Genomic DNA, 26,726 nt, shown 5'->3' on the forward strand with positions numbered 1-26,726 from the left:
GGGCGCGAGGTCGACGGCAACCGCGCCCCGAGCGCGGGCGCCGGCAAGCGCGCAGGCGGCAATGCCAATGGCAATCGCCGCAGCGGTCCCGGCACTGGCGGCAACGCCAACACCACCGGCAACCGCGCCGGCGGCAATAGCCGTGGCGGCCAGCGCGGGGCACCGCGCAACCGCACGCGTGGTCACTGACGAGGCGAGGCACGACGCCAGGCCGCACCATGCGGCGGGCGTCCGCTTGCGCGTCAGCGCGTGGGCTAGCGGCGCTGGATTCCACTCTCGGTCCTTCCACCGGCGCCGAAAAAACGGCTGATATGCGTGAAAATCGCGCTGCCAGGCCCGGAAATAACGGCAGAATGGCGCTCGGGCTTGACCGGCGGTTTGCGTAAATGGCGAAAAAAGGCTAGAATCACGAAGTCGCTGGGCGTGCGGCTGTTTGACTGCGCTGTAATACGCGTCCCAGGTGCGACCACCTGGCTAAGTGAGAAGATGGGCGTTTCGCCCATTTTTTTTTGGTTCGCCCCGAATCAATCCTTGCGCAATCCTGGCAGGGATGCCGACAAATGCCGACGTTTCACGTTCGGCATTGTCAATTTGGGGGCGGAGAATCAACGAGCCAGGTCGTTCGCCATCGTGGGGGCAGGTCGGTGAGCAGCGCGCGCTCACCTGGCGCGCGGCCCGCGAATCCCGAGCGAAGCAAGAACGAGAGCGAAGGAAGTTGCCGGCCCCCGCGCGAACATCTGGAGTGGGCATTGTGCAACTGACGGAACTGATTGAAACCACGGTCACCGGGCTCGGTTACGAGCTGGTCGACCTCGAGCGCACCGGGCGCGGCATGCTGACCATCTACATCGATCAGCCCGCGGGGATCGCGATCGAGGACTGCGAGAAGGTCACGCGTCAGCTGCAGCACGTTTTGACGGTCGAGAACATCGACTACGAGCGGCTCGAGGTTTCGTCGCCCGGGCTCGACCGTCCGCTGAAAAAGCTGGCGGACTTCGAACGCTTCGCAGGCTGCGAAGCGGTAATCACGTTGAAAAAGCCATTGGACGGACGGAAATCGTACCGGGGTATCGTGCATGCTCCCGAAGGCGAAACCATCGGTCTGGAATTCGAAGGGAAGGCGGGTCCTGCGATGCTCGATTTCACGCTCGCGGACATCGATAAAGCACGCCTTGTCCCAAAAGTTGACTTTAGGAGCCGCAAACAATGAGTCGCGAAGTGTTGATGCTGGTGGATGCGCTGGCACGCGAGAAGAATGTCGACAAGGACGTGGTGTTTGCCGCCCTTGAAGCGGCGCTTGCGTCGGCCTCCAAGAAACTCTTCGACGAGGATGCGGATATCCGCGTGCATATCGACCGCGAAAGCGGCGAGCACGAAACGTTTCGCCGCTGGCGTGTCGTGCCGGACGAGGCGGGCCTGCAGGAGCCGGACCAGGAAATCCTGCTGTTCGAAGCGCGCGAGCAAGACCCCGAAGCGCAGATCGACGGCTTCATCGAGCAGCCCGTGCCTTCGGTCGAGTTCGGCCGCATCGGCGCGCAGGCCGCCAAGCAGGTCATCCTGCAGAAAGTGCGCGATGCCGAGCGCGAGCAGATCCTGAACGACTTCCTCGAGCGCGGCGAAAGCATCATGACCGGCACGGTCAAGCGCATGGACAAGGGTAACTTCATCGTCGAGTCGGGCCGTGTCGAAGCGCTGCTGCGCCGCGATCAGCTGATTCCGAAGGAAAACCTGCGCGTGGGCGACCGCGTGCGCGCCTGGATCGGCAAGGTCGACCGCACCGCGCGCGGCCCGCAGATCGAGCTCTCGCGCACGGCGCCCGAGTTCCTGATGAAGCTGTTCGAAATGGAAGTGCCGGAAATCGAACAAGGCCTGCTCGAGATCAAGGCGGCGGCGCGGGATCCTGGCGTGCGCGCCAAGATCGGCGTGGTGGCTTACGACAAGCGCATCGACCCGATCGGCACCTGCGTCGGCATTCGCGGTTCGCGCGTGCAGGCGGTGCGCAATGAGCTCGGTGGCGAAAACGTCGACATCGTGCTATGGTCGGAAGATCCCGCCCAGTTCGTGATCGGCGCGCTCGCGCCGGCAGCCGTGCAGTCGATCGTCGTCGATGAAGAGAAGCATTCGATGGACGTGGTGGTCGACGAGAGCGAACTCGCGGTCGCGATCGGCCGTAGCGGCCAGAACGTGCGTCTTGCCAGCGAACTGACCGGCTGGCAAATCAATATCATGACGCCGGACGAATCCGCGCAGAAGCAGAACCAGGAGCGCACGGTATTGCGCGACCTGTTCATGGCGCGTCTCGATGTGGACGAGGAAGTCGCCGACATCCTGATCGACGAGGGCTTTACGAGCCTCGAAGAAATCGCCTACGTGCCGCTCAACGAAATGCTCGAAATCGAGGCGTTCGACGAGGACACCGTGCACGAGCTGCGCAACCGCGCGCGCGACGCGCTGCTCACGCAAGCGATCGCGAACGAGGAAAAGGTGGAAAGCGCCGCCCTGGATCTGAAGAGCCTGGACGGCATGGACCCGGATCTGCTCGCGAAACTCGCGGAGCACGAAGTTCACACCCGCGACGAGCTCGCCGAGCTGGCCGTGGACGAGCTTACCGAAATGACGGGAATGGAAGAGGACGCCGCCAAGGCGTTGATCATGAAGGCGCGTGAGCACTGGTTCGAGTGACCCGGCAACGGGAAACGACACCAGGGCGCGACGAGCAGGAAGCGACCATGACCCACTAATCTGATCGCGGCGGGGCCTTGCTGGATGCAGGGCACCCACGGCCGCATGAACCGATGTCAACCGCAAGGAATCGGTCCTTGCATTAAGAGGAATGAATGGCGAGTAACAACGTAGCCCAATTTGCCGCGGAACTGAAAATGCCTGCAGGCGTGCTGCTGGAGCAGCTGCAGGCGGCGGGCGTCACGAAAGCGAGCGAAGCTGACTCCTTGTCCGAAACGGACAAGGCGCGTCTGCTCGACCACTTGCGCAAGTCTCACGGCTCGACTGATGCGGACAAGCGCAAGATCACGCTGACGAAACGGCATACGTCGGAAATCAAGCAGTCCGATTCGACGGGTAAGGCTCGCACCATTCAGGTCGAGGTGCGCAAGAAGCGCACGTTCGTCCGCCGCGACGAGTCCGCCGGTGAGGCGGAGGCATCGAATCATGCAGCCGACGCAGCCGCAGCCGCCGAAGAGGCGGAACTGCAGCGCCGCGAGGAAGAAGCGCGCCGCGAGGCCGAACTGCTCGAGCGTCAGGCTCAGGAGCTCAAGGAGCGCCAGGAACTGCTCGCGCGTGAAGAGTCCGAGCGCCGTGCGCGCGAAGAGGCCGCCGAAGCCGAGCGTCGCCGCGCCGAGGAAGAGGTCGCAAAGAAGAAGGCCTCGGCCGATGCCGCCGCCCGCGAGCTCGCTGCCCAGGCCGTAGCCGCGCAGCGCAACGCCGAAGCGGAAGCGAAGGAAGTGAAGCAGGCGCAGGACCAGCAGGAAGAACAGCGCGCCGCCGCCGAGCGCGCGGCGCAGCGCGAAGCGGCCCAGAAGGCCGAGGCCGCCGCACGCGAAGCCGCCGAAAAGGCGCAGAAGGAACAGGACGAGATCGCCCGCCGCCGCGCGGCTGCCGAAGCCGAAGCGCGCGCGATTCGCGAAATGATGAACACGCCGCGCAAGGCGCAGGTGAAGGCGCCCGAGGCGCCCAAGCCCGCCGAGCTGCCGAAGCCCGCCGAAGCCAAGGGCACGCTGCACAAGCCGGCCCGTCCGGAAGGCGCAGCGGCACGGCCGGCCGCCGGTGCAGGCGCCGCGGCGAAGAAGCCTGCCACGACGGCAGCGCCCTCGACGAGCGCGCCGGGCGCGGGCGCTGGCGACCGCAACAAGAAGCCGGGCGCAGGCAAGGGCGGTTGGCAGGACGACGCAGCGAAGCGCCGTGGCATCAAGACGCGCGGCGACTCGTCGGGCGGCGTGGACCGCGGCTGGCGCGGCGGCCCGAAGGGCCGTGGCCGTCACCAGGACGCATCGACGTTCCAGGCACCGACCGAGCCGATCGTGCGTGAAGTGCACGTGCCGGAAACCATCACCGTGGCCGATCTCGCGCACAAGATGTCCGTGAAGGCGTCGGAAGTCATCAAGGTGATGATGAAGATGGGCCAGATGGTCACCATCAACCAGATGCTCGACCAGGAAACGGCGATGATCATCGTCGAGGAACTCGGCCACCGTGCGGTTGCCGCGAAGCTCGACGATCCGGAAGCGCTGCTGGTCGAAGGCCAGGCCACGGGCACGGACGCCGAGCAGTTGCCGCGTCCGCCGGTCGTGACCGTCATGGGTCACGTCGACCACGGCAAGACCTCGCTGCTCGACTACATCCGCCGCGCCAAGGTCGCAGCGGGCGAAGCGGGCGGCATCACGCAGCACATCGGCGCCTACCACGTCGAAACGCCGCGTGGCGTCATCACGTTCCTCGACACGCCGGGTCACGAGGCCTTCACGGCCATGCGTGCCCGCGGTGCGAAGGCAACGGACATCGTGATTCTCGTGGTCGCGGCCGACGACGGCGTGATGCCGCAGACGAAGGAAGCGATCTCGCACGCGAAGGCCGCGGGCGTGCCGCTCGTCGTGGCGATCAACAAGATCGACAAGCCCGATGCGAACCCCGAGCGGGTGAAGCAGGAACTCGTCGCGGAAGGCGTCGTGCCGGAAGAGTACGGCGGCGACTCGCCGTTCGTGCCGGTGTCGGCGAAGACCGGCGCGGGCATCGACGACCTGCTCGAAAACGTGCTGCTGCAGGCCGAAGTACTGGAACTCACGGCACCGGTCGAAGCGCCGGCCAAGGGTCTCGTGATCGAAGCGAAGCTCGACAAGGGTAAGGGTCCGGTTGCCACCGTGCTCGTGCAGTCGGGTACGCTGAACCGCGGCGACGTGGTGCTCGCAGGTACGGCTTATGGCCGCGTGCGCGCCATGCTCGACGAAACCGGCAAGCCCACGAAGGAAGCGGGCCCGTCGATTCCGGTCGAAATTCAGGGTCTGTCGGAAGTGCCGGGCGCAGGCGAAGAAGTCATCGTTCTGCCGGACGAGCGCAAGGCGCGCGAAATCGCCATGTTCCGTCAGGGCAAGTTCCGCGACGTCAAGCTCGCGAAGCAGCAGGCCGCGAAGCTCGAGAACATGCTCGAGCAAATGGGCGAAGGCGAAGTGCAAAACCTCCCGCTCATCGTCAAGGCCGACGTGCAGGGCTCGCAGGAAGCGCTGGTTCATGCGCTCCTCAAGCTCTCGACGAGCGAAGTGCGCGTGCAGATCGTGCACGCCGCAGTGGGTGGCATCAGCGAAAGCGACGTCAACCTCGCCACGGCTTCGAAGGCGGTCATCATCGGCTTCAACACGCGTGCCGACGCTCTGGCGCGCAAGCTGGCCGAGACCAACGGCGTGGACATCCGCTACTACAACATCATCTACGACGCTGTGGATGAGGTGAAGGCGGCGATGTCGGGCATGCTGGCGCCGGAGAAGCGCGAAGTCATTACCGGCATGGTCGAAGTGCGCCAGGTCTTCAAGGTGCCGAAGGTCGGCACGGTGGCGGGCTGTATGGTCACGGACGGTATCGTCAAGCGTTCGTCGTCGGTGCGTGTGCTGCGCAACAACGTGGTCATCCACACCGGCGAGCTCGATTCGCTCAAGCGCTTCAAGGACGACGTCAAGGAAGTCAAGCAAGGCTTCGAGTGCGGTATGTCGGTGAAGAACTTCAACGACATCGTCGAAGGCGACCAGTTCGAAGTGTTCGAGATCACCGAAGTCGCGCGTACGCTGTAACACGGCGGCGCCCGCGGGCAGACCTGGGGGTCGCCCGCTTGCCGATAACGGGCGGGGCAGGCGCTGGCCAGCCCCGCCCGTTTTGTTTTTGCGCGGCCGTGTGCGCCTCGACGACGCAACGCCGCCTGAATGCCTCGCAGATCAAGAGGTGGAATCATCATGCCGAAAAAACGTTCTACTCCGAATCGCAACGTCCAGATCGCCGATCAGATCCAGCGCGATCTGTCGGAGCTGATGCGCGAAGTGAAAGATCCGCGCGTGGGTCTCGTGACCATCCAGAGCGTGGAACTCACGCCCGACTACGCGCACGCGAAGGTCTACTTCACGACCCTCACGGGCGACCCGAAGACCACGCAGGAAGCGCTCAATCACGCCGCGGGCCACCTGCACAACCAGCTCTTCAAACGTCTGCACATTCACACGGTGCCGACGCTGCATTTCCACTACGACGAGTCGGTCGAAAAGGGTGTCGCGATGTCGCGCCTGATCGACGAGGCCAACGCCACGCGGGCGAAGGACGACTGACGCGGCCAGCATGACTGCATCATCGAAACAGAACCAGGACGCGGCCCGACCTGACGCGGCCCGACCTGACGCGGCCCGACCGAAGGTGCCCCGACGCCTGCTCGACGGCGTGCTGCTGCTCGACAAGCCCGTCGGCCTGTCCAGCAACGACGCGCTGATTCGCGCAAAGCGTCTCTATCGTGTGAAGAAGGCGGGCCATACCGGCACGCTCGATCCGCTCGCGTCGGGCTTGCTGCCGCTGTGCTTCGGCGAGGCGACCAAGTTTTCGCAGGATCTGCTCGAAGCCGACAAGACCTATGAGGCGACGATGCGTCTCGGCATTCGCACGGCCACCGGCGACGCCGAAGGCGAGGCGATCGAGACGCGCGAGGTCGCGTGCGACGAAGCCCGGGTGCGGGAAGCGATGACGCGTTTTCTCGGTGACATCGTGCAGGTGCCGCCGATGTATTCGGCGCTCAAGCGCGACGGCAAGCCGCTCTACGAATATGCGCGTGCGGGTCAGACGGTCGAGCGCGAAGGGCGCCAGGTGAAGATCCTTGCGCTGGAGATGATCGCGTGCGCGCTGCCTGAAGTGCCCGAGGTGACGTTTCGCGTGACCTGCAGCAAGGGCACGTACGTCCGTACGCTCGCCGAGGATATCGGCGAGGCGCTGGGCTGCGGCGCGCATCTGGCGATGCTGCGTCGTACCGGCGTGGGCGCGCTCACCCTCGAGCATGCGGTCACGCTCGACGCGCTCACCGCCGCCGACGAGCCCGCGCGCGATAGCTGGCTGAGGCCCGTGGACGCGTTGCTCTCGACGTTTCCCGCGGTGACGCTCGGTGCGGACGCTGCGCGCCGCTTCACCCACGGCCAGCGCTTGCCGCTCAACGAGCTGGTGCTCGACCGTGCGGTCTGCGAGGCGGCGGAGCGGGTCCGCGTGTATGCGGAAGACGGGCGTTTGCTCGGCGTCGCAAAGGCCGCGAACGGGGTGCTCGCGCCGGAGCGGCTGGTCGTGAGCGGCGCGGGCTGAGCACCGGCCACAACGCGCCCGAAGCGCCCCCCAAGCGCGCGGGGCCCACAAACAGTAACGGCACGCCGGAGAACAACCGGACGTGCCGTTTTGCTATCGGCGCCTTCTCCCGCTTGAGCAGCGCCGGAGCCTCAATGCGCCGCCGATGCCGCCGCGCCCGCATCGGCGCCGCCTGCGCGCTCGGGTCGCGTGATCCAGATGAGCGCGATCAGCACGATGAAGATCATCGAGGAGATCCAGAAGAGGTCGTTCACCCCGAGCTGCGCGGCCTGCTGCGAAAGCATACGCTCGAACAGCCCATGCGCCTGCGAGGGATCGAGACCCGCGCTCTGGAACTGCTGCATCGACTGATTGAAGACCGGGTTGGTCGGCGTCGCCACTTCGGTGAGGCGTGCGTGGTGAAACGTCGTGCGGTGATCCCACGCGGTTTCGAAGATCGAGGTGCCGATGCCGCCGCACATGATCCGCACGAAGTTCGAAAGGCCCGATGCCGCGGGAATGCGATGACCCGGCAGTCCCGAGAGCGTGATCGACACGAGCGGAATGAAGAGGCCCGCCATGCCGATGCCCTGAATGAGCGTCGGCAGCGTGAGCGCCCAGGTGTCCACGCCCGTGGTGTAGCGCGAGCGCATCCAGAAGCACAGCGCGAACACGAGGAACGCCGTTGTCGCGATATAGCGCGGATCGGTGCGCGGCAGGATCTTGCCGGTGACCGGCGAGAGCAGGATCGCGAAGAAGCCCACGGGCGCCATCACGAGGCCCGCATCGGTGGCCGTGTAGCCGATATCGGTCTGCAGCCACAGCGGCAGCAGCACGAGGTTGCCGAAGTAAAGGCCATAGCCCACCGAGAGCGCGACCGTGCCCCCCGTGAAATTGCGCCGTGCGAACAGCGACAGGTCGACCACGGGGTGATCGGCGGTCAGCTCCCACACCACGAAGAACGCGAACGCGATTACCGCGGTGAGCGCGAGCACAATGATCGTGGTGGACGAGAACCAGTCCAGATCCTTGCCCTTGTCGAGCATCACTTGCAGCGAACCGACCCAGATGATGAGGAGCGCGAGCCCCACGCCGTCGATCGGCGCCTTCTTCACGACCGAATCGCGGTTGCGGAAAATCGCCCAAGTGGCGAGCGCCGCGACGATGCCGACCGGAATGTTCACGTAGAAGATCCACGGCCACGAGATGTTGTCGGAGATCCAGCCGCCGAGAATCGGGCCGGCCACCGGCGCGATGAGCGTGGTCATCGACCACATCGAGAGCGCCATGGGCGCCTTCGCCCGCGGATAGCTGGCGAGCAGCAGCGTTTGCGAGAGCGGGATCATCGGACCGGCCACGGCGCCCTGCAGAACGCGCGAAGCGAGGAGGAAGGGCAGCGTGGGGGCGAGGCCGCACAGCCACGACGAGATCACGAACAGGATGATCGACGCCATGAACAGGCGCACCTGACCGATGCGGTCGGTGAGCCAGCCGGTCAGCGGCACCGAGATCGCGTTGGCAACCGCGAACGAAGTGATGACCCATGTGCCCTGGTCCGACGACACGCCGAGGTCGCCCGAAATCGACGGGATCGACACGTTCGCGATCGAGGTGTCGAGCACGTTCATGAACACCGCGAGCGACACCGCGATGGTGCCGATCACGAGTTGCGCGCCCTGCAGCGGCGCATGGGCGACGGGTGCTTGTGGTGCTGCCATGGAGTCCTTTCTGGTTGACCGGTTCGAGGCAACGCGAAGCGACGCTGGCGCGGGCTGAGGATCAGCCCGCGCCAGCGTTTGCGAGTGCTTTTGTCAGCGCTTCATTCAGCGGCTTCAATTAGCCCTTGGCGCCGGACTTCGCGGCGTGCGCGGACGAAACCTGCGCCTTGCTACCCGCGTTGCCGGCGGCATTGCTAACCGCCTTGTGCGCATTCGGGCCGGCGTTTTCAGCGATGATGCGAGCGATCTCCGCATCGGCCTCCGCGCCGTACTTTGCGAACACGTCGGTCTCGTACACCGTGTTCTGGGCGTTGCCGAGCTGGGTGCCGGAATCGTTGCGGATGCTCACGTCCACCTGCATCGACAGGCCGATGCGCAGTGGGTGCTTCTGCAGGTCTTCCGGATCGAGCGAGATACGCACCGGCAGACGCTGAACCACCTTGATCCAGTTACCCGTGGCGTTCTGCGCGGGCAGCAGCGAGAAGGCCGAGCCCGTGCCGGCCGAGAAACCCACCACCTTGCCGTGATAGACCACCGACGAGCCATACACGTCGGCCGTCATCTCGACCGGCTGGCCGATGCGCATGTGCTTCAGTTGCACTTCCTTGAAGTTGGCGTCGACCCACAGCGAGTTCAGCGGCACCACCGACATGAGCGGATTGCCCGGCGACACGCGCTGACCCACCTGCACCGAACGCTTCGCCACGTAGCCCGTGACCGGCGCGGGCAGCGTGTTGCGCGCATTCGCGAGATAGGCGTCGCGCACCTTCGCGGCGGCGGCCTCCACGTTCGGGTGATTGGCGATGGTCGTGTTCGCGGTCAGCGCGCGGTTCGCGGCGAGCTGCTGCTGAGCGGCTTCGAGCGCCGCTTCGGCGCTGCGCACGGCGTCGCGGGCATGCGAGATTTCTTCCTGCGAGACGGCGCCTGTTTGCGCGACCTGCATGCGGCGGCGCAGGTCGTCCTGCGCGCGAGAGAGATCGGACTGACGCTGCGCGACCTGCGCTTCGTATTGGCTGTCGTCGGCGAAGAGGCCGCGCACCTGGCGCACCGTCTGCGCGAGCTGTGCTTCCGTTTGCTCGAGCGTGACGCGCGCATCGGCCGGGTCGAGCAGCACGAGCGGGTCACCGACGTTGACGGTTTGCGTGTCGTCCGCTTTCAGTGCGATCACCGTGCCGGTGACTTGCGGCGTGATCTGGACGACGTTGCCGTTCACATAGGCGTCGTCCGTGCTCTCGGTGAAGCGCGCGACGAGGAAGTAATAGAGGCCGTAGGCAACGGCTGCAATCACGATCACGAGGACAAGCAGCGTCATCATGCGCTTGCGCTTGCCGCTGTTCGCGTTCGGCTGCGGGTTGGCGGCCGGCTGCTGGGGGGTGCTCATGGAAGGATCTCCGGGTTCTTGCGTGCTGTTCGTTCAGTTGTTTGTGTCCGGCTTGCTGCCAGGCCTCGCGCTCAGTTCGTTGCCGGCGCGGCGCCTGCCGATGCCGTCGCGCTCTGCGCCGGCGTTGCCGCCCGCGTGCCGCGCCAGGGCGCGCCGTTCACGTCGCTCTGGCCGCGAGTGTCGCTGGCCGCTTCGCTGCCGACCTCCGTCGGCGGCGCGATTTGCGCGTCGTGCGCATCGAAGCCGCCGCCGAGCGACTTGATGAGCGCCATCTGCTGGTCGCGGCGCTGCGCCTTCAGGTTCGCCACCGTCTGCTCCGCGGCGAGGCGGTTCTGGTCGGCGTTGAGCACCTGGAGCTGCTCGGAGAGCCCTGCCTTGTAGCGGATCACGGCGAGCTGCCAGGCGCTCGTCGAGGCATCGAGCGCGCGCTGGGCGTCCACGAGCTGCTTGTCCGCCGAGCGAATCGCCGACACGCCGGTGGCCACGTCCTGGAACGCGCCGATCAGCGTCTGGTTGTAATTCGCCACATCGAGCTCGAAGTCGGCGTAGCGCCCCTTGAGTTGCGCGCGCAGTGCGCCCGCGTCGAAGAGCGGCAGATGCACGGCCGGCCCGAAGTTCGCCTGGCGGCTCGTGAAGTTCAGGAATTTGCCCCAGCCGAACGCATCGAAGCCGAAGCCCGCCGCGAGGTTCACGTCGGGATAGAACTCGGCTTTCGCTTCCTTCACGTCGTGCATCGCGGCTTCCACCTGCCAGCGCGCCGCGACGATGTCGGGTCGGCGCGCGAGCAGGTCGGCGGGCAGGTTGTCGGGCAGGGCGACGTTCGCCGCCGGGTTGAGCACGGGCTTCGCGATCTGCAGCCCGCGATCGGGGCCCTTGCCGAGCAGCGCGCCCAACTGGTAGCGCACGGATTCGATCTGGCCGTCGATCTGCGAGAGGTTCGCCTGGCTCGACGCGATGTTGCCGTTCGCGGTCTGTTTCTCGACGTTGGTGTCGAGGCCCGCGACCACGCGGCCGTTCGTGATCGTGCCGATGGTCTTGCGGTTGTCGATCTCGTGCACGGCGATGTCGCGCAGCTCGTAGAGCTGGGCGAGCTGGTTATACGTGCGGGCTACCGATGAGGCGAGCGTGATGCGCGCCTGTTGCATGTCGGCTTCGGCCGCACGCTGGGAGGAGACGGCCTGCGCGAGGCGCTGGCGGTTCTTGCCCCAGAGGTCCAGATCCCACGAGGCGCTCGCGAGCACGTTGTTCTCGCTGTACCAGGTGCCGCCGTACGGCGGCGGGAACAGGGCGTTGGCCGAATACAGCTGGCGCGTCCAGGAGTAGCTGAGGTTAGCCTTCGGGAAAAGCGCCGAGCGGGAGGTTTCGATGTACGACGAAGCCTTCGCAAGGCGCGCCTGCGCCTGCGCGATGGTCGGGTTGCCATCGAGGGCCTCGTCGATCAGCCGCGGCAACTGCGGGTCGCCGAACTGGTTCGCCCAATCGAGCGTGGGCCACTGGCCGCCCTGTGCCGGAATGCTTTGGGAGGTTTCGAACTGCTGCGGCGCGTCGATGGTCTTGTCGCTCTTGATGCCGATGTAGTTCGCGCAACCCGAAAGGGCGAGCGCCGCCACCGCGGCGGCGACCGCCGCCCGGCAGGACAGTGCCCGCACGGCCGGGCCCGGCGCAAACTCGGTTTGGGATTTCATTGCTCGTCTCGATGCGTGAGGGGTGTAGTGATACTGGACGATGCAGCTATTTTCTCTTGCGGCGAGTTCAAATTTGCTTGCCTTGTCATCAATTCGCCGGCGGGTTCGGGTTCGAGCTCTGGCCAGCTTCGCAGCTATTCGCGAGGATCCGCCGCAACATGCTTTTCAGAAAGCCGACTTCCTCCGGCGTGAAGCCGGCGGAGAGATGCTGCGTCACGCTGCGGAAGATCGCCGGCATGCGCGCGGCGATCGCGAGGCCCTCCGGCGTGAGCGCGAGGTGCACCGCGCGGCGGTCCTCGGAGCTGCGCACGCGCTGCAGGAGCCCGCGCTTCTCGAGCCGGTCGACAAGCCGCGTGACCGCGCTCGCGTCGATGCCGTACTCGCGTGCCAGCTCGGCTGCGAGCGTACATTTGCCGGTCGCCACCATGAAGAGAATGCTGGCCTGCTGACTCGTCACGCCGAGTTCAGCAACGGCGCGCTGGGTGACCATGTTCGACATGGTCGATTTCACCCGCGAGATCAGGTAGCCGACGCTCTCTCCGAGGTCGTAGTCGCGGACTTCGGGCGGGGGCGGGGGAGTCGAAACTGTCATGATTCTGCTGCGACTGCAATGGTTGACCAGGCAGGAATTATAGGGGCGGTTAGTTGACGCGGCAAGGTTTATTCTGCCTTTGCCGAGAAACCTTTGCAGCGTAGGGGCTTAATCCGCCCCGCGGGACGTGAGAAAATTCGCAGAGAACCGCGCGCCGGTTAGGATATTTCTCGAGTTGCGCCGGTCTGCCCATCCTGGCGGAATCGCATTGCCCACGTTGCGCCGCAGCCACGCCGGCACCAGCCGATCCAGGGTGCTCCCTTATTTGCGCAGGATCATTTCATCCGCGCATGCTATAATTTCAGGTTCCCAAAAGTGCGCCATTGCAGCGCTGCTGAACCGAGCCGCCAGCACTAGGCAAAACCAGGCAAATGTAAAGTTGCCTGTAATGTGCCGGTGGGCTCGAGGCGGTGGCCGCGCGCCCGAGCCGGGCCTGCCAGCAGGGCATGCGCGGCGCACTCAACTGTACCCAGGTTCCTATGTCCCGCGCTCTTCGCAACATCGCCATCATTGCCCACGTCGACCACGGCAAGACCACGCTCGTCGACCAACTGCTGCGCCAGTCCGGCACCTTCCGCGACAACCAGCAGATCGCCGAACGCGTCATGGATTCGAACGACATCGAAAAAGAGCGCGGCATCACGATTCTCGCGAAGAATTGCGCGGTCGAGTACGAAGGCACCCACATCAACATCGTCGACACCCCGGGCCACGCCGACTTCGGCGGCGAAGTGGAGCGCGTGCTCTCGATGGTCGACTCGGTGCTGCTGCTCGTCGACGCCGTGGAAGGCCCGATGCCGCAAACGCGCTTCGTCACGAAGAAGGCGCTCGCGCTCGGCCTGAAGCCGATCGTCGTCGTCAACAAGATCGACCGCCCGGGTGCCCGCATCGACTGGGTGATCAACCAGACGTTCGATCTGTTCGACAAGCTCGGCGCGACCGAAGAGCAGCTCGACTTCCCGGTGGTGTACGCCTCGGGCCTGAACGGCTACGCCTCGCTCTCCCCGGATGCGCGCGAAGGCGATATGCGCCCGCTGTTCGAAGCGATCCTCGAGCACGTGCCCGTGCGCGACGCCGATCCGGAAGGCCCGCTGCAGCTCCAGATCACGTCACTCGACTATTCGACCTACGTCGGCCGCATCGGCGTGGGCCGGATCAAGCGCGGCCGCATCAAGCCCGGTCAACCCGTGGCGCTGCGCTTCGGCCCGGATGGCGAGGTGATGAACCGCAAGATCAACCAGGTGCTGTCGTTCAGCGGCTTAGAGCGCGTGCAGGTCGAATCGGCCGAAGCGGGCGACATCGTGCTGATCAACGGCATCGAAGACATCGGCATCGGCGCGACGATCTGCGCGATCGACAACCCCGAAGCCCTGCCGATGATCACGGTCGACGAGCCGACGCTCACGATGAACTTCCTCGTGAACTCGTCGCCGCTCGCGGGCAAGGAAGGCAAGTTCGTGACGAGCCGCCAGATCCGCGACCGTCTCACGAAGGAGCTGAACCACAACGTCGCGCTGCGCGTGAAGGACACCGGCGATGAAACCACGTTCGAAGTGTCGGGCCGTGGCGAACTGCACCTCACGATCCTGATCGAAAACATGCGCCGCGAAGGTTACGAGCTGGCCGTGTCGCGTCCGCGCGTGGTGCTGCACGAAGTCGACGGCGTGAAGCAGGAGCCGTACGAATTGCTGACCGTGGACGTCGAAGACAGCCACCAGGGCGGCGTGATGGAAGAACTCGGCCGCCGCAAGGGCGAAATGCTCGACATGGCGTCGGACAGCCGTGGCCGCACGCGTCTGGAGTACCGTATTCCGGCACGTGGCCTGATCGGCTTCCAGGGCGAGTTCATGACGCTCACGCGCGGCACGGGCCTGATGAGCCACGTGTTCGATGCATACGGCCCGATCAAGGAAGGGACGCTCGGCGAACGCCGCAACGGCGTGCTGATCTCGCAGGACGACGGCGCCGCCGTTGCCTACGCGCTGTGGAAGCTGCAGGATCGCGGCCGCATGTTCGTGAAGCCGGGCGACGCGCTGTACGAAGGCATGATCATCGGCATTCACAGCCGTGACAACGACCTCGTCGTGAACCCGATCAAGGGCAAGCAGCTCACGAACGTGCGCGCCTCGGGCACCGACGAAGCCGTGCGCCTCGTGCCGCCGATCCAGATGTCGCTCGAATACGCGGTGGAATTCATCGACGACGACGAACTCGTGGAAGTCACGCCGCAGTCGATCCGCCTGCGCAAGCGCCATCTCAAAGAGCACGAGCGTCGCCGCGCGAGCCGCGAAGCCGCTGCCGAGTAATTTGCAGTCACCGCTTTTTTCCGCACTGCAATGCAAACAGAAACACAGAAGAGCCGCCGCTTTACGGGCGGCTTTTTTGCGTCTGGCGGAGATTGTGTTGCGCTGCAGGAAAGGAGTATTGCGAACGGCGCAAAAGCCCGTATGCAAAGGCTTCCCGCGCGTTGTTCGGTCGCATTGCATCATGTGGAAAGATGCGCTTATGCGCTATACTTCCGCCGATGCATGATTTAGGTCCTTCCAAGCAGACTTGATTCGCAATCCGCTAAACGGTCAGGCCGTGGCGCGGAAGGTTGAGTAACCCGCTATTTCTCGAGAAACTCGAAGAAAGGTGAGCGTAAATGTCGGAAACGATGAAGCAATTCCAGCTGAACTCCTATTTGTTCGGCGGCAATGCTCCGTATGTCGAAGAGCTATACGAAGCATATCTTGACAACCCTGCGTCCGTTCCGGACACCTGGCGCGAATACTTCGACGCACTGCAAAACGTGCCGTCGTCGAGTGGCACTGCCGACAACGACATCGCCCACGGGCCGATCGTCGAGTCCTTCGCTCAACGCGCGAAGGCCAACGCATTCGTTGCACGCGGCGGCGGCGAAGATCTCGCCACGGCGCGCAAGCAGGTCTACGTTCAGTCCTTGATCGGCGCGTATCGATTCCTCGGCTCGCAATGGGCCAACCTCGATCCGCTCAAGCGTCGCGAACGTCCGAATATTCCCGAGCTCGAGCCCGCGTTCTACGACTTCACCGAAGCCGACATGGACGAGACGTTCAGCGCCACGAACCTGTATTTCGGGTTCGAGCGCGCGTCGTTGCGCGAGATCGTCAAGGCGCTGCGCGACACGTACTGCGGTACGATCGGCGCGGAATACATGTACATCAGCGATCCTGAACAGAAGCGCTGGTGGAAGGAGCGCCTCGAGTCGATCCGCTCGACGCCGAACTTCTCGAACGAGAAGAAGAAGCACATCCTGCAGCGCCTGACGGCCGCCGAAGGCCTCGAGCGCTTCCTGCACACCAAGTACGTCGGCCAGAAGCGCTTCTCGCTCGAAGGCGGCGAGTCCTTCATCGCCGCGATGGACGAAACCGTCCGTCACGCAGGCGCGAAGGGCGTGCAGGAAATCGTCATCGGCATGGCTCACCGTGGCCGCCTGAACGTGCTGGTCAACACGCTCGGCAAGATGCCGGCCGACCTCTTCGCCGAATTCGAAGGCAAGCACGTCGACGACCTGCCGGCAGGCGACGTGAAGTACCACAAGGGCTTCTCGTCGGACGTCACGACCGAAGGCGGCCCGGTCCACCTGTCGCTCGCGTTCAACCCGTCGCACCTCGAAATCGTCAACCCGGTGGTCGAGGGTTCGGCGAAGGCCCGTATGGATCGCCGCGGCGACGAAAACGGCCTGCAGGTGCTGCCGGTGCAGATCCACGGCGACGCGGCCTTCGCGGGCCAGGGCGTCGTGATGGAAACGCTGAACCTCGCGCAAACGCGCGGTTACGGCACGCACGGCACGCTGCACATCGTCATCAACAACCAGATCGGCTTCACGACCTCGGACCCGCGCGACGCGCGTTCGACGCTCTACTGCACCGACGTGGTCAAGATGATCGAGGCGCCGGTGCTGCACGTGAACGGCGACGATCCGGAAGCGGTCGTGCTGGCGATCCAGCTCGCGGTCGAATTCCGCATGCAGTTCCACAAGGACGTGGTCGTCGACATCGTCTGCTTCCGCAAGCTCGGCCACAACGAGCAGGACACGCCGGCTGTCACGCAGCCGCTCATGTACAAGAAGATCGCGCAGCACCCGGGCACCCGTGCGCTGTACGCCGAGAAGCTCGTGCAGCAGGGCGTCATCACGGCCGAAGACGGCGACAACTACGTCAAGGCCTACCGCGCCGCGATGGACGAAGGTCACCACACGGTCGACCCCGTGCTCTCGAACTACAAGAGCAAGTACGCGGTGGACTGGGTGCCGTTCCTGAACCGCAAGTGGACCGACGCCGCCGATACCGCAGTGCCGCTCGCCGAGCTCAAGCGCCTCGCTGAACGCATCACCACGATTCCCGAGAACTTCAAGGTTCACCCGCTGGTCGAGCGCGTCATCAACGACCGCCGCGCGATGGGCAAGGGCGAAGCGAAGCTCGACTGGGGCATGGGCGAACACCTCGCGTTCGCGTCGCTGGTCGCTTCGGGCTACGCAGTGCGCCTCACGGGCCAGGACTCGGGCCGCGGCACGTTCACGCACCGCCACGCCGTTCTGCACGACCAGAACCGCGAACGCTGGAACGACGGCACCTACATCCCGCTGCAGAACATCGGCGAGAACCAGGCGCAGTTCACGGTGATCGACTCGGTGCTCTCGGAAGAGGCGGTGCTGGGCTTCGAATACGGCTACTCGACCGCCGAGCCGAACACGCTCGTCGCGTGGGAAGGCCAGTTCGGCGACTTCGTCAACGGTGCGCAGGTCGTGATCGACCAGTTCATCTCGTCGGGCGAAGTGAAGTGGGGCCGCGTGTCGGGTCTCACGATGCTGCTGCCGCACGGCTACGAAGGCCAGGGTCCGGAGCACTCGTCGGCGCGTATCGAGCGTTTCCTGCAACTGTGCGCCGAGCACAACATGCAGGTCGTTCAGCCGACCACGCCGGCCCAGATCTTCCACGTGCTGCGCCGCCAGATGATCCGCCTGTTCCGCAAGCCGCTCATCATCTTCACGCCGAAGTCGCTGCTGCGTCACAAGGAAGCCGTGTCGGATCTGTCCGAACTCGCGAAGGGCACATTCCAGCCGGTCATCGGTGAAGTGGACGAAGCCATCGACGCGAAGAAGGTCAAGCGCGTGGTGGCCTGCTCGGGCCGCGTGTACTTCGACCTCGTCGCGCATCGCCGCGAAGCGAAGGCGAACGACGTCGCGATCATCCGTATCGAACAGCTCTATCCGTTCGCGCACAAGCAGTTCGAAGCGGAACTGAAGAAGTACGACAACGCGACGGAAGTGGTCTGGGTGCAGGACGAGCCGCAGAATCAGGGCCCGTGGTTCTACATCGAGCACCATCTGCGCGAAGGCATGAAGGAAGGCCAGAAGCTCGCGTACAGCGGCCGTCCGGCTTCCGCCTCGCCGGCCGTCGGCTACTACGCGAAGCACTACGAGCAGCAGAAGGCGCTGATCGAAGGTGCGTTCGGCCGCCTGAAGGGCGCGCAGGTCGCGAAGTAAGCACAAAGAGCAAACCGAACCGGGAAAGTGTGTGAACAAACGCGCACTTTCCCGCGCTCACGTGCGCGACCCGGTTCGTCATACGGGGATGTCCCCGATAAAGTATTCAGGAAAATCACATGGCTATCGTAGAAGTCAAGGTCCCTCAGTTTTCGGAGTCGGTGTCGGAAGGCACGATGCTGCAGTGGAAGAAGAAGCCGGGCGAAGCTGTCGCCCAGGACGAAGTCGTCATCGAGATCGAAACCGATAAGGTCGTGCTCGAAGTGCCCGCGCCCGCAGCCGGCGTGCTGAGCGAGATCGTGGTCGGCGACGGCTCGACCGTCACGAGCGAGCAAGTGATCGCGAAGATCGACACGGAAGCCAAGGCTGGCGCTGCTGCTGCTCCCGCAGTTGCTGCCGCTCCGGCTGCCGCCGCGCCTGCAGCCGCTCCGGCCGCTGCAGCCGCCGCTACGGATTCGAGCAGCACCATTGCCTCGCCCGCAGCGAACAAGCTGATGGCCGAGAAGGGCCTGTCGGGTGCCGACGTCGCCGGCACGGGCCGTGACGGCCGCATCACGAAGCAGGACGTCCTCGGCGCTGGCGCACCGAAGGCCGCTCCGGCAGCAGCACCGGCATCGAAGCCGGCTGCCGCCAAGCCGTCGCTGCCGCAAGTCAGCGCACCGGCATCGGCTGCGAACTGGCTCAACGACCGTCCGGAACAGCGCGTGCCGATGTCGCGTCTGCGTGCGCGTATCGCCGAGCGTCTGCTCGAGTCGCAGCAAACCAACGCCATCCTCACGACGTTCAACGAAGTGAACATGGCGCCGGTCATGGACCTGCGCAACAAGTACAAGGACAAGTTCGAGAAGGAACATGGCGTGAAGCTCGGCTTCATGTCGTTCTTCGTGAAGGCGGCCGTGCATGCGCTGAAGAAGTTCCCGCTCGTGAACGCGTCGATCGACGGCAACGACATCGTCTACCACGGCTACTTCGACATCGGTATCGCGGTCGGTTCGCCGCGCGGTCTGGTGGTGCCCATCCTGCGCAATGCAGACCAGATGAGCCTCGCCGACATCGAGAAGAAGATCGCCGAATTCGGCCAGAAGGCCAAGGACGGCAAACTCTCGATCGAGGAAATGACGGGCGGTACGTTCTCGATCTCGAACGGCGGCGTGTTCGGCTCGATGCTCTCGACCCCGATCATCAACCCGCCGCAGTCGGCGATCCTCGGCGTGCACGCCACGAAGGAGCGTGCGGTTGTGGAGAACGGCCAGATCGTGATCCGTCCGATGAACTACCTCGCGATGTCGTACGACCACCGCATCATCGACGGCCGCGAAGCCGTGCTGTCGCTCGTCGCGATGAAGGACGCGCTGGAAGATCCGGCTCGCCTGCTGCTCGACCTGTAAGCGCTGTTCGTCTCGCAGTTAGTCTCGCAGTTAGTCTCGCAGTTAGTCCAGTACCAGTCCCACACTGAGCGCTGCGCGCGCGGATTCCGGAAACCGGGGTCCGCGCGCCGCGCTCACGTATCGAAAGGATGACCATGTCCAAAGAATTTGACGTCGTCGTGATCGGCGCCGGCCCCGGCGGCTATATCGCGGCGATCCGCGCCGCGCAGCTCGGCAAGTCGGTTGCCTGTATCGAAAAATGGAAGAACCCGGCCGGCGCGCTGAAGCTCGGCGGCACCTGCCTGAACGTCGGCTGCATTCCGTCGAAGGCGCTGCTCGCCTCGTCGGAAGAGTTCGAGAACGCCCAGCACCACCTCGCCGACCACGGCATCAGCGTGGGTGACGTCAAGATCGACGTCGCGAAGATGATCGCCCGCAAGGAAGGCATCGTCGAGAAGATGACGAAGGGCATCGAGTTCCTGTTCCGCAAGAACAAGATCACCTGGCTCAAGGGCCATGGCAAGTTCACGGGCAAGACCGACGCCGGCGTGCAGATCGAAGTGAGCGGCGAAGGTGAAACTGAAGTCGTCACGGCGAAGAACGTCATCATCGCGACGGGCTCGAAGGCGCGTCACCTGCCTGGCATTCCGGTCGACAACAAGATCATCTCCGACAACGAAGGCGCGCTCACGTTCGACTCGGTGCCGAAGAAGCTGGCCGTGATCGGCGCAGGCGTGATCGGTCTGGAGCTCGGCTCGGTATGGCGCCGCCTCGGCGCCGACGTCACGATCCTCGAAGCGCTGCCGGAATTCCTCGGCGCGACTGACCAGGCGCTCGCGAAGGAAGCAGCCAAGCTCTTCAAGAAGCAGGGTCTCGACATTCACGTCGGCGTGAAGGTCGGTGAAGTGAAGGCGACGGAGAAGAACGTCACGATCAACTACACCGACAAGGACGGCAACGCGCAAGTGCTCGAAGCCGACCGCCTGATCGTGTCGGTCGGCCGCGTGCCGAACACCGACAACCTCGGTCTCGAAGCGATCGGCCTGAAGGCCAACGAGCGCGGCTTCATCGACGTCGACGATCACTGCGCGACGAGCGTGCCGAACGTCTACGCGATCGGCGACGTGGTGCGCGGCCCGATGCTCGCGCACAAGGCCGAGGACGAAGGCGTGCTGGTGGCCGAGATCATCGACGGCCAGAAGCCGCACATCGACTACAACTGCATTCCGTGGGTGATCTACACCGAGCCGGAAATCGCATGGGTCGGCAAGACGGAGCAGCAGCTCAAGGCCGAAGGCCGCGACATCAAGACGGGCCAGTTCCCGTTCATGGCGAACGGCCGCGCGCTCGGCATCAACAAGGCCGACGGCTTCGTGAAGATGATCGCCGACGCGAAGACCGACGAGCTGCTCGGCGTGCACATCATCTCGGCGAACGCATCGGACCTGGTCGCGGAAGCCGTGGTGGCGATGGAGTTCAAGGCGGCCGCCGAAGACATCGGCCGCATCTGCCATCCGCACCCGTCGCTGTCCGAAGTCATGCGCGAAGCGGCGCTCGCCACCGACAAGCGCGCGCTCAACATGTAATGCGCAAGGGCGGGGCGGCCGGCCTTTCGAAGAGATGGCGCCCCGCTTCGCAGTACCTCGCATCACGTACAGAGGCGGGTGGGCATTTGCCCTCCCGCCTTTCCTCGTTTGTGGTCCACAAAATGAACGTCACCGAATACTACGAAAACGAACTGCAGAAACGGGGATACAAGCCCGATACGGCGCAGCGCGCCGCGATCGACCGGCTGCAGCGGTGCTACGACGAGTGGGCCGAATACAAGTCGCGACGCTCCAACGCGTTCAAGAAGTTTTTGATCCACCCGGACCTGCCGCGCGGCGTCTACATGTGGGGCGGGGTGGGGCGCGGCAAGAGCTTCCTGATGGACAGCTTCTATGCGGTCGTGCCGCTGCAGCGCAAGACGCGCCTGCACTTTCACGAATTCATGCGCGAAGTGCATCGCGAGCTCGAAGAACTCAAGGGCACGGCCGATCCGCTCGACGAACTCGCGCGCCGCATTGCGAAGCGCTATCGCCTGATCTGCTTCGACGAATTCCACGTCTCGGACATTGCCGACGCGATGATCCTCTATCGCCTGCTCGACGGGCTCTTCAAAAACGGCGTGCAGTTCGTGATGACGTCCAACTACGATCCCGACCTGCTCTATCCGGACGGCCTGCATCGCGACCGCATGCTGCCCGCCATCGAGCTCATCAAGAGCAAGCTCGACGTGCTGAACGTGGATGCGGGCATCGACTACCGGCAGCGCACGCTTGCGCAGGTCGAGGTCTATCACACGCCGCTGGGCGCCGCCGCCGACAAGGCATTGCGCCACTCGTTCGCGCAGCTCGCCGCAGTGCCCGACGAGAGCCCGATCCTGCACATCGAAAAGCGTGAGCTGAAGGCCTTGCGCAAGGCGGACGGCGTCGTGTGGTTCGACTTCGCGACGCTGTGCGGCGGCCCGCGCTCGCAGAACGACTATCTGGAACTCGCGAGCCGCTTCCACGCCGTCATCCTCTCCAGCGTGCCGCAGATGACGCCGCGCATGCAGTCCGAGGCGCGCCGTTTCACCTGGCTCATCGACGTGTTCTATGACCACAAGGTGAAGCTTTTGATGTCGGCTGCCGTGCCGCCGGAGGAGCTCTACGTGGAAGGCCCGATGGCCAACGAGTTCACGCGCACGGTTTCGCGCATCGTCGAAATGCAGTCGAAGGAATATCTCGAAACGCCGCGCCGCGTTGTCGATACGGCACTGACCTGACGATGCGGCGCTGAACGCCTTGTGAGGGCAGGGCGCATCCAGCACGGAGCGTCTCTCGCCAAATCGCGTCGCGGCGGCTTTTTCAAGATTCGGAGTCGTCTGATATGGGCGGCCGGAGCGAGTGGATATCGTTTGTCAGCACGGTTTCTGACAAAGGACTCTCCATGACTCCGCACCGCGATATCACCGACGAAGAATGGCAGCGCGTGATGCTGCTCCTGCCCGAACTGCGCCCCCGTTCCGAACTACGCGGCCGGCCGCTCACCAATACGCGGTCGGTGCTCAATGGCGTGCTGTGGGTCATGTATAGCGGCGCAAACTGGTCGGCCATGCCGCGCCGCTACCCCTCGTATCAAACCTGCCACCGGCGCTTCAAGACCTGGCACGACGAAGGCGTGCTCGAGCGCGTGATGGCCGAGCTGTTCGGCGAGAAAGGGGTGAGGTTGTGCGACACCATCGAAACGCGCATGCGCAGGCACGCGAGCCGCGCCGACAAGGCTGCGCGCAGGCAGGAAGCCACGCGCAACACGCCGCGCAATTCTCCGTTCGTACCGGCGGCACCTGCAGCACCTGCAGCCGCACCGTCGCACTCGTTCAACTATCGCTCTGCGTATCGCCACACGGCGTAACGCAAGTGGTGCACGGCGCAAACGCGCCCGGAGGGACGCGTGGTCTTCCCGCGTAGGCGTTCGCGTGCTTGTCTGCGTGGTCCTCTGCGTCCTTGTCCACTAGTTCATTCGCATACCTCCGAAGCCCCGGCCGAAGCGGCTCACATGCCCGCTCCGGCCGGTTCGTCTCCCTCGTGGCACAGCGCAGCCTGCGCACGGGGTGCGTAGCCTCTATCTCACTGCTGGCGTACCCAGGTTTGCGAACGGCCCAGTAGTGCAATGCCCAGATAGCCGCGCACGACGAGCTTCTGGCCGCCGTCTTCGGTGTGCATCTTGCAGCGGTACACCTTGCCGTTTTCCGGATCGAGGATGTGGCCGCCATCCCAGCCGTCGTTGGTTTTCTTCATGCTGTCGATGATCGTCATGCCGAGGATCGGCTGATCCTTGCGCGAATCGGTGCAAGCCGTGCAGCGCCGGTCGGGTTGATCCTTGCCGCTGAGCCCCTTGATGACCTTGCCGCTCAGGTCACCGTTCGCGTCCGCGCTGATCTGCACGAGCGCCTTCGGCTGGCCAGTCTGGTCGTCGATGGTTTGCCATACGCCAACGGGCGTATCGGTCTGCGCATGCGCGGCGAGGGCCCCGCACAGCAGGACGCTCGCGAGCGCGACAGGGCGTGCGACGCGCCTCATGAATCGGTTCATGTCTTCCTCCACTGATGTTGTTTGTGACGCCGATGCTATCCGCGCGGCGCTGGGCCCCGCACGGTCAGGCGAGGATACTGGAAAGCCCCCTGCGCGTTTGAGAGAAGGCACTCTAGTTTCACCGCGCAGGGTGCGAACATCGACACCTGCACCGCGAATGCGGAATCCGGATGCAATAGGGAGCGAGACGGTCGAAAGTCAGCGTCCTGGCTCGCTTTGGCGGGTCGCATGCCCGCGCATGGGATCATGGCCGCCCACAAAGGCCATATCGCCGAGGGCGGCCGCACCCGTGCGCACTGGATCAAAACGGCTGGCGATGCAAGGGCACCGGGCAAATCCTGGGAATTTTTCACGACGTTTTGTGGGAAAACATACGTAATCGGCAAATTTTTTGTGAGCGGCCCGGAAATCGTGAAAGTGAGTAATAATTGTGCCGATTTGTAAAAATTAGAACTGTTCAGCAGGTACTACATGGACTACAAGTGGAGAGTTCGTCGCACCGCCCTGGCGGTGCTGGTCTTGATCGGGGGAATCGGTACGGGCTGCGCACAGACGCCGCCCGACAATTCGGCAGCAGCGGCGCCCGCGGCACAAACCACCGCCGTAACCGCCGTGCCGAACGACCAGGCGGTGACGCCCGCACAGGCGCTTGCGGCGAGCCAGTCGGCTGCGCTCACGCCTGAAGAGGCGACCCAGAACGCAGCGGGCAACGTGGCCGAGTTGCAGCAAATGCTGCGCGGCACCGAGCTCAGCGAACTGCGCACGACCTATAACGGGTCATACGGCGCGAGCCTGCTGTTCTACGGCAAGGAAATGACGTACTACGTCTCGCTGTTCCAGAACAAGACATTCTGGCGCGTGATCAAGACGAGCGACGAGACGCGCGCCGAAGCGATTTATCGTGACTTCGCGCAAAAATCGGCGCAGCTCGCGGAAGTGGAAATCCGCCGTACGCGCCTCGAGGCCCAGAAAGCGTTCACGAACCGCATGATCGCGCTCACGCAAGAGCACGCAAACCGGCTACAGGCAGATCTGGCCATCGCACGCGAGCAGCAGGCGCTCGTCGCTGACCAGCAGAAGCAGGGCCGCGATCAGGCGAACGCGTTGCAGGCGCAGAAGACGGCGGCACAGGCGCAACTGCGCACGGTGCAGCGCCAGGTGCGCGAGCTGCAACAGCAGGTGGAAGGCGGCCTGCCGATCCGCTGATCGGACGTTGCCGGCGCGCGTGGCATGTCTGTGGCAAAAAAGGCGGAGCGTCCTGGACTCTCCGCTTTTTTCATGGCGTAAAGCTGCAAGGGCGGGAACGCGGACGGCACGCGTTCAGTGCTTGACGGATCGATGTGCGCCCCGGTGCTTGTGGCTTTCGCCTGCGGGATGGGTCTTTCTGGATCGCGGGGCGGCAGGCGATGGATCGACGGCAATAGGATCGCTCGCCGGAAAAGTTTCCTTGAGCGCTTCGTCGAGTAGATCGTCCTGCGAGGATGGCGGCGTTTGCGGCCTGGATGCGCTCATGGGGGGCTCCTTGGCGATTGCGTCATTCAGCATAACGCAAACGGAAGACCACGCCCGCGACGCAGTCTTGGGCGCAGCGCAAGTCCCCTGTGCGCGTAAGAGACCCTGCGGATCCGGCGCGCCTTGGCGCGCCCGGTCAGACTGGAGAGCAAGGAGGCCGGTTTGCCGCGTGGCCGGCAGGCAGCGCCCTGCGCGGCGGCTCAGTTGTTGCCGTTGCCTTCGCCGCTGTTGCCGCCGTTACCGCCGTTGTTCACGGCACCGTACAGACGGCGGCGGCGCGTGACGACTACCGGGCCGTCCTGCGACGGGCGCTCGGTGCCGGAAGGCGCGCCGGAGGAAGGCGCAGACCAGTTTTCGCGAGGCTCGCGCGGTTCTCTCGGCTCGCGCTGGCCATGACCGCCGTGGCTACCGTGCGGGCCGCGGCTCGTGTGTTCGCCATGCGAACTGCGGGCGCCGCCCGGGCGCGGTCCCGGGCGGGTGCCCGTGTCGAGCTGAATGGTCGAGATGGCACGCTTGTAGATGCCTTGCAAGCCAACGGGCGTGCGCAGCATCACCAGGTACTGATCGAACGACTCGATGCACCCGGTCAGGCGAATGCCGTTGACCAGGTAAATTTCGACGCGCTTTCTTTCCTTACGCGCGGCGTTCATGAAGTCGTTTTGCGGGTGCGATTCTGCGGAAGGCATGGACTAGGTTTGGCCAGGCGGCGCAATGCCGCAATCAGTTGGAACGTTTGCTCGCCGCGATTCTACCTTGTGTCGGCGAAGCGCGCGCGCGGGGAAGTAAGGTTACTGCAGAACTATACCGGCTCGCGGCCGCGGCCGCAGGTCGACGAAAATCCATCGCCGCGCCCCTCGTCGTCGGGCACCGAAAGCGGGCAGGTCCGGAAGACGGGTTTCGACGCGTGGCAACAGCGGCTTTCAGGGCGACGCGCGCGGGCAATCCATCCACTGACCCTCAAATGCGGCCTGGCGCCGCGCACCGCTCACCCAGACAGCGTAGACCATGACGGCGCGCCATGCTCGTCGGATTCGAGCCCGGCGGAAGCCAGGTCAAATGTCCTTGGGTCGCGATGGCGATGATCTCAGATGATTCTCGGGGCGCACGCGGGCTTCGTTCCGTGCGGCGGCGCACGCCGGCGCTCGGTATTGGCACCCTGTTCGGCACTTCCCCCGCGTCGGTTTTCTACCGCTCCCGCGCCGGGTCGTTGCCGCGATTCTCGCGAAACGAGCGAATTCGCCGCTCGGGCGGAATAAGCGCAACCGCCGTAACGTTTAATCCTGTATCGACAGTGCAGGGCGCGCTCATGCGGTGCGTGCAGCGTTTCGCAGGTTCTCGCTGGCGAAACCGTTCGAGCACCCAGGTGCGATCTCAGCGGAGGTGACCATGAAGCCGTTTCGCGTATTGCTTGCGTATCTCGTTTGTGCGGCGTTGGCCGGTCTTGCGGGCGTCGCTCTTGGCGGGTGCAGCGACATGAATCAGGGCGGCGCGTCGTCGACCAGTTCGGGCGGCTCGTCGGGCGGCGGCGGCGGCTACTGA

At 64.7% G+C, this 26,726-nt stretch carries 22 protein-coding genes and 1 pseudogene; 15 read left to right on the forward strand and 8 right to left on the reverse strand.

Annotation, left to right across the window (positions count from 1 at the left end):
• Positions 1 to 189, forward strand: a pseudogene (locus tag BMI01S_RS42015) (23S rRNA pseudouridylate synthase B); the annotation flags it as partial.
• 65 nt (positions 190 to 254) lie between these two features.
• On the opposite strand, the gene BMI01S_RS40970 reads toward BMI01S_RS42015, so the two are convergent.
• Positions 255 to 503, reverse strand: a complete 249-nt coding sequence (locus tag BMI01S_RS40970; RefSeq protein WP_154671221.1) for a hypothetical protein — start codon at positions 501 to 503, stop codon at positions 255 to 257.
• Positions 504 to 751: 248 nt separating this feature from the next.
• On the opposite strand from BMI01S_RS40970, the gene rimP reads away from it, so the two are divergent.
• From rimP to truB, 5 genes are all read left to right on the forward strand, one after another.
• Positions 752 to 1,210: a ribosome maturation factor RimP gene (rimP, locus tag BMI01S_RS22270; RefSeq protein WP_028212162.1), complete on the forward strand. Its 459-nt coding sequence runs from the start codon at positions 752 to 754 to the stop codon at positions 1,208 to 1,210.
• Positions 1,207 to 2,682 carry a transcription termination factor NusA gene (nusA, locus tag BMI01S_RS22275; protein ID WP_028230752.1) on the forward strand — a complete coding sequence of 492 codons (1,476 nt, stop codon included), beginning with the start codon at positions 1,207 to 1,209 and terminating at the stop codon, positions 2,680 to 2,682. The genes rimP and nusA overlap by 4 nt, the downstream gene beginning before the upstream one ends.
• Positions 2,683 to 2,837: 155 nt before the next feature.
• A complete protein-coding gene (gene infB, locus BMI01S_RS22280) occupies positions 2,838 to 5,795 on the forward strand; it encodes a translation initiation factor IF-2 (RefSeq protein WP_028230751.1) in 2,958 nt (985 codons plus the stop codon).
• 159 nt (positions 5,796 to 5,954) lie between these two features.
• Positions 5,955 to 6,320, forward strand: coding sequence for a 30S ribosome-binding factor RbfA (gene rbfA, locus BMI01S_RS22285; protein WP_028212165.1), 366 nt, complete (start codon positions 5,955 to 5,957; stop codon positions 6,318 to 6,320).
• 10 nt (positions 6,321 to 6,330) lie between these two features.
• Entirely contained in the window at positions 6,331 to 7,329 is a 999-nt protein-coding gene (truB, locus tag BMI01S_RS22290; protein WP_081723390.1) for a tRNA pseudouridine(55) synthase TruB, read from the forward strand.
• A gap of 131 nt (positions 7,330 to 7,460) precedes the next feature.
• On the opposite strand, the gene BMI01S_RS22295 is transcribed toward truB, so the two are convergent.
• The 4 genes from BMI01S_RS22295 to BMI01S_RS22310 form a co-directional block, all read right to left on the reverse strand.
• Positions 7,461 to 9,026: a DHA2 family efflux MFS transporter permease subunit gene (locus BMI01S_RS22295; RefSeq protein ID WP_028230749.1), complete on the reverse strand. Its 1,566-nt coding sequence runs from the start codon at positions 9,024 to 9,026 to the stop codon at positions 7,461 to 7,463.
• A gap of 118 nt (positions 9,027 to 9,144) precedes the next feature.
• Complete coding sequence (locus BMI01S_RS22300) at positions 9,145 to 10,407, reverse strand: EmrA/EmrK family multidrug efflux transporter periplasmic adaptor subunit (RefSeq protein WP_042290612.1); 1,263 nt, start codon at positions 10,405 to 10,407, stop codon at positions 9,145 to 9,147.
• A 71-nt stretch (positions 10,408 to 10,478) separates the two neighbouring features.
• Positions 10,479 to 12,092: an efflux transporter outer membrane subunit gene (locus tag BMI01S_RS22305; RefSeq protein ID WP_081716013.1), complete on the reverse strand. Its 1,614-nt coding sequence runs from the start codon at positions 12,090 to 12,092 to the stop codon at positions 10,479 to 10,481.
• A gap of 88 nt (positions 12,093 to 12,180) precedes the next feature.
• Positions 12,181 to 12,684 carry a MarR family winged helix-turn-helix transcriptional regulator gene (locus BMI01S_RS22310; protein WP_028230748.1) on the reverse strand — a complete coding sequence of 168 codons (504 nt, stop codon included), beginning with the start codon at positions 12,682 to 12,684 and terminating at the stop codon, positions 12,181 to 12,183.
• A gap of 479 nt (positions 12,685 to 13,163) precedes the next feature.
• On the opposite strand from BMI01S_RS22310, the gene typA reads away from it, so the two are divergent.
• The 6 genes from typA to BMI01S_RS22340 all read left to right on the forward strand — a co-directional run bounded on the left by typA (position 13,164) and on the right by BMI01S_RS22340 (position 22,995).
• Complete coding sequence (gene typA, locus BMI01S_RS22315; RefSeq protein WP_028212170.1) at positions 13,164 to 14,990, forward strand: translational GTPase TypA; 1,827 nt, start codon at positions 13,164 to 13,166, stop codon at positions 14,988 to 14,990.
• A 338-nt stretch (positions 14,991 to 15,328) separates the two neighbouring features.
• Positions 15,329 to 18,193, forward strand: coding sequence for a 2-oxoglutarate dehydrogenase E1 component (locus BMI01S_RS22320; RefSeq protein ID WP_028212171.1), 2,865 nt, complete (start codon positions 15,329 to 15,331; stop codon positions 18,191 to 18,193).
• Between the two features lie 119 nt (positions 18,194 to 18,312).
• Entirely contained in the window at positions 18,313 to 19,581 is a 1,269-nt protein-coding gene (odhB, locus tag BMI01S_RS22325) for a 2-oxoglutarate dehydrogenase complex dihydrolipoyllysine-residue succinyltransferase (RefSeq protein ID WP_028230747.1), read from the forward strand.
• 134 nt (positions 19,582 to 19,715) lie between these two features.
• A complete protein-coding gene (gene lpdA / locus BMI01S_RS22330) occupies positions 19,716 to 21,146 on the forward strand; it encodes a dihydrolipoyl dehydrogenase (protein WP_028230746.1) in 1,431 nt (476 codons plus the stop codon).
• A gap of 122 nt (positions 21,147 to 21,268) precedes the next feature.
• Positions 21,269 to 22,366, forward strand: coding sequence for a cell division protein ZapE (zapE, locus tag BMI01S_RS22335; protein ID WP_028212174.1), 1,098 nt, complete (start codon positions 21,269 to 21,271; stop codon positions 22,364 to 22,366).
• A gap of 164 nt (positions 22,367 to 22,530) precedes the next feature.
• On the forward strand, positions 22,531 to 22,995 hold the full coding sequence (locus BMI01S_RS22340; protein ID WP_028230745.1) for a transposase: 465 nt from the start codon (positions 22,531 to 22,533) through the stop codon (positions 22,993 to 22,995).
• 215 nt (positions 22,996 to 23,210) lie between these two features.
• On the opposite strand, the gene BMI01S_RS22345 is transcribed toward BMI01S_RS22340, so the two are convergent.
• Positions 23,211 to 23,675, reverse strand: coding sequence for a DUF2147 domain-containing protein (locus BMI01S_RS22345; protein ID WP_028230744.1), 465 nt, complete (start codon positions 23,673 to 23,675; stop codon positions 23,211 to 23,213).
• Between the two features lie 246 nt (positions 23,676 to 23,921).
• Between BMI01S_RS22345 and BMI01S_RS40975 the strand changes: the two genes are divergently transcribed.
• Positions 23,922 to 24,119: a hypothetical protein gene (locus tag BMI01S_RS40975; RefSeq protein WP_154671219.1), complete on the forward strand. Its 198-nt coding sequence runs from the start codon at positions 23,922 to 23,924 to the stop codon at positions 24,117 to 24,119.
• A 27-nt stretch (positions 24,120 to 24,146) separates the two neighbouring features.
• Positions 24,147 to 24,881 carry a DUF2968 domain-containing protein gene (locus BMI01S_RS22350; RefSeq protein WP_028230743.1) on the forward strand — a complete coding sequence of 245 codons (735 nt, stop codon included), beginning with the start codon at positions 24,147 to 24,149 and terminating at the stop codon, positions 24,879 to 24,881.
• A gap of 114 nt (positions 24,882 to 24,995) precedes the next feature.
• On the opposite strand, the gene BMI01S_RS39220 is transcribed toward BMI01S_RS22350, so the two are convergent.
• Positions 24,996 to 25,187, reverse strand: a complete 192-nt coding sequence (locus tag BMI01S_RS39220; RefSeq protein ID WP_081716014.1) for a hypothetical protein — start codon at positions 25,185 to 25,187, stop codon at positions 24,996 to 24,998.
• A 200-nt stretch (positions 25,188 to 25,387) separates the two neighbouring features.
• On the reverse strand, positions 25,388 to 25,873 hold the full coding sequence (hfq, locus tag BMI01S_RS22355; protein ID WP_028230742.1) for an RNA chaperone Hfq: 486 nt from the start codon (positions 25,871 to 25,873) through the stop codon (positions 25,388 to 25,390).
• Between the two features lie 700 nt (positions 25,874 to 26,573).
• On the opposite strand from hfq, the gene BMI01S_RS40980 reads away from it, so the two are divergent.
• A complete protein-coding gene (locus BMI01S_RS40980) occupies positions 26,574 to 26,726 on the forward strand; it encodes a hypothetical protein (protein WP_154671218.1) in 153 nt (50 codons plus the stop codon).

Source organism: Paraburkholderia mimosarum LMG 23256 = NBRC 106338, assembly GCF_000739815.1.
GTDB classification, from domain to species: Bacteria; Pseudomonadota; Gammaproteobacteria; order Burkholderiales; family Burkholderiaceae; genus Paraburkholderia; species Paraburkholderia mimosarum.

Bases quoted from the DNA above. Each gene is read 5' to 3' on its own strand.
- truB (WP_081723390.1), top strand. From the start codon at position 6,331: ATGACTGCATCATCGAAACAGAACCAGGACGCGGCCCGACCTGACGCG.
- BMI01S_RS22320 (WP_028212171.1), top strand. From the start codon at position 15,329: ATGTCGGAAACGATGAAGCAATTCCAGCTGAACTCCTATTTGTTCGGC.
- odhB (WP_028230747.1), top strand. From the start codon at position 18,313: ATGGCTATCGTAGAAGTCAAGGTCCCTCAGTTTTCGGAGTCGGTGTCG.
- BMI01S_RS22345 (WP_028230744.1), bottom strand. From the start codon at position 23,675: ATGAACCGATTCATGAGGCGCGTCGCACGCCCTGTCGCGCTCGCGAGC.
- BMI01S_RS39220 (WP_081716014.1), bottom strand. From the start codon at position 25,187: ATGAGCGCATCCAGGCCGCAAACGCCGCCATCCTCGCAGGACGATCTA.
- typA (WP_028212170.1), top strand. From the start codon at position 13,164: ATGTCCCGCGCTCTTCGCAACATCGCCATCATTGCCCACGTCGACCAC.
- infB (WP_028230751.1), top strand. From the start codon at position 2,838: ATGGCGAGTAACAACGTAGCCCAATTTGCCGCGGAACTGAAAATGCCT.
- BMI01S_RS22340 (WP_028230745.1), top strand. From the start codon at position 22,531: ATGACTCCGCACCGCGATATCACCGACGAAGAATGGCAGCGCGTGATG.
- BMI01S_RS40975 (WP_154671219.1), top strand. From the start codon at position 23,922: ATGGCCGCCCACAAAGGCCATATCGCCGAGGGCGGCCGCACCCGTGCG.
- lpdA (WP_028230746.1), top strand. From the start codon at position 19,716: ATGTCCAAAGAATTTGACGTCGTCGTGATCGGCGCCGGCCCCGGCGGC.
- BMI01S_RS40980 (WP_154671218.1), top strand. From the start codon at position 26,574: ATGAAGCCGTTTCGCGTATTGCTTGCGTATCTCGTTTGTGCGGCGTTG.
- rbfA (WP_028212165.1), top strand. From the start codon at position 5,955: ATGCCGAAAAAACGTTCTACTCCGAATCGCAACGTCCAGATCGCCGAT.
- BMI01S_RS22350 (WP_028230743.1), top strand. From the start codon at position 24,147: ATGGACTACAAGTGGAGAGTTCGTCGCACCGCCCTGGCGGTGCTGGTC.
- hfq (WP_028230742.1), bottom strand. From the start codon at position 25,873: ATGCCTTCCGCAGAATCGCACCCGCAAAACGACTTCATGAACGCCGCG.
- BMI01S_RS22305 (WP_081716013.1), bottom strand. From the start codon at position 12,092: ATGAAATCCCAAACCGAGTTTGCGCCGGGCCCGGCCGTGCGGGCACTG.
- nusA (WP_028230752.1), top strand. From the start codon at position 1,207: ATGAGTCGCGAAGTGTTGATGCTGGTGGATGCGCTGGCACGCGAGAAG.
- BMI01S_RS40970 (WP_154671221.1), bottom strand. From the start codon at position 503: ATGGGCGAAACGCCCATCTTCTCACTTAGCCAGGTGGTCGCACCTGGG.
- BMI01S_RS22310 (WP_028230748.1), bottom strand. From the start codon at position 12,684: ATGACAGTTTCGACTCCCCCGCCCCCGCCCGAAGTCCGCGACTACGAC.
- zapE (WP_028212174.1), top strand. From the start codon at position 21,269: ATGAACGTCACCGAATACTACGAAAACGAACTGCAGAAACGGGGATAC.
- BMI01S_RS22300 (WP_042290612.1), bottom strand. From the start codon at position 10,407: ATGAGCACCCCCCAGCAGCCGGCCGCCAACCCGCAGCCGAACGCGAAC.
- BMI01S_RS22295 (WP_028230749.1), bottom strand. From the start codon at position 9,026: ATGGCAGCACCACAAGCACCCGTCGCCCATGCGCCGCTGCAGGGCGCG.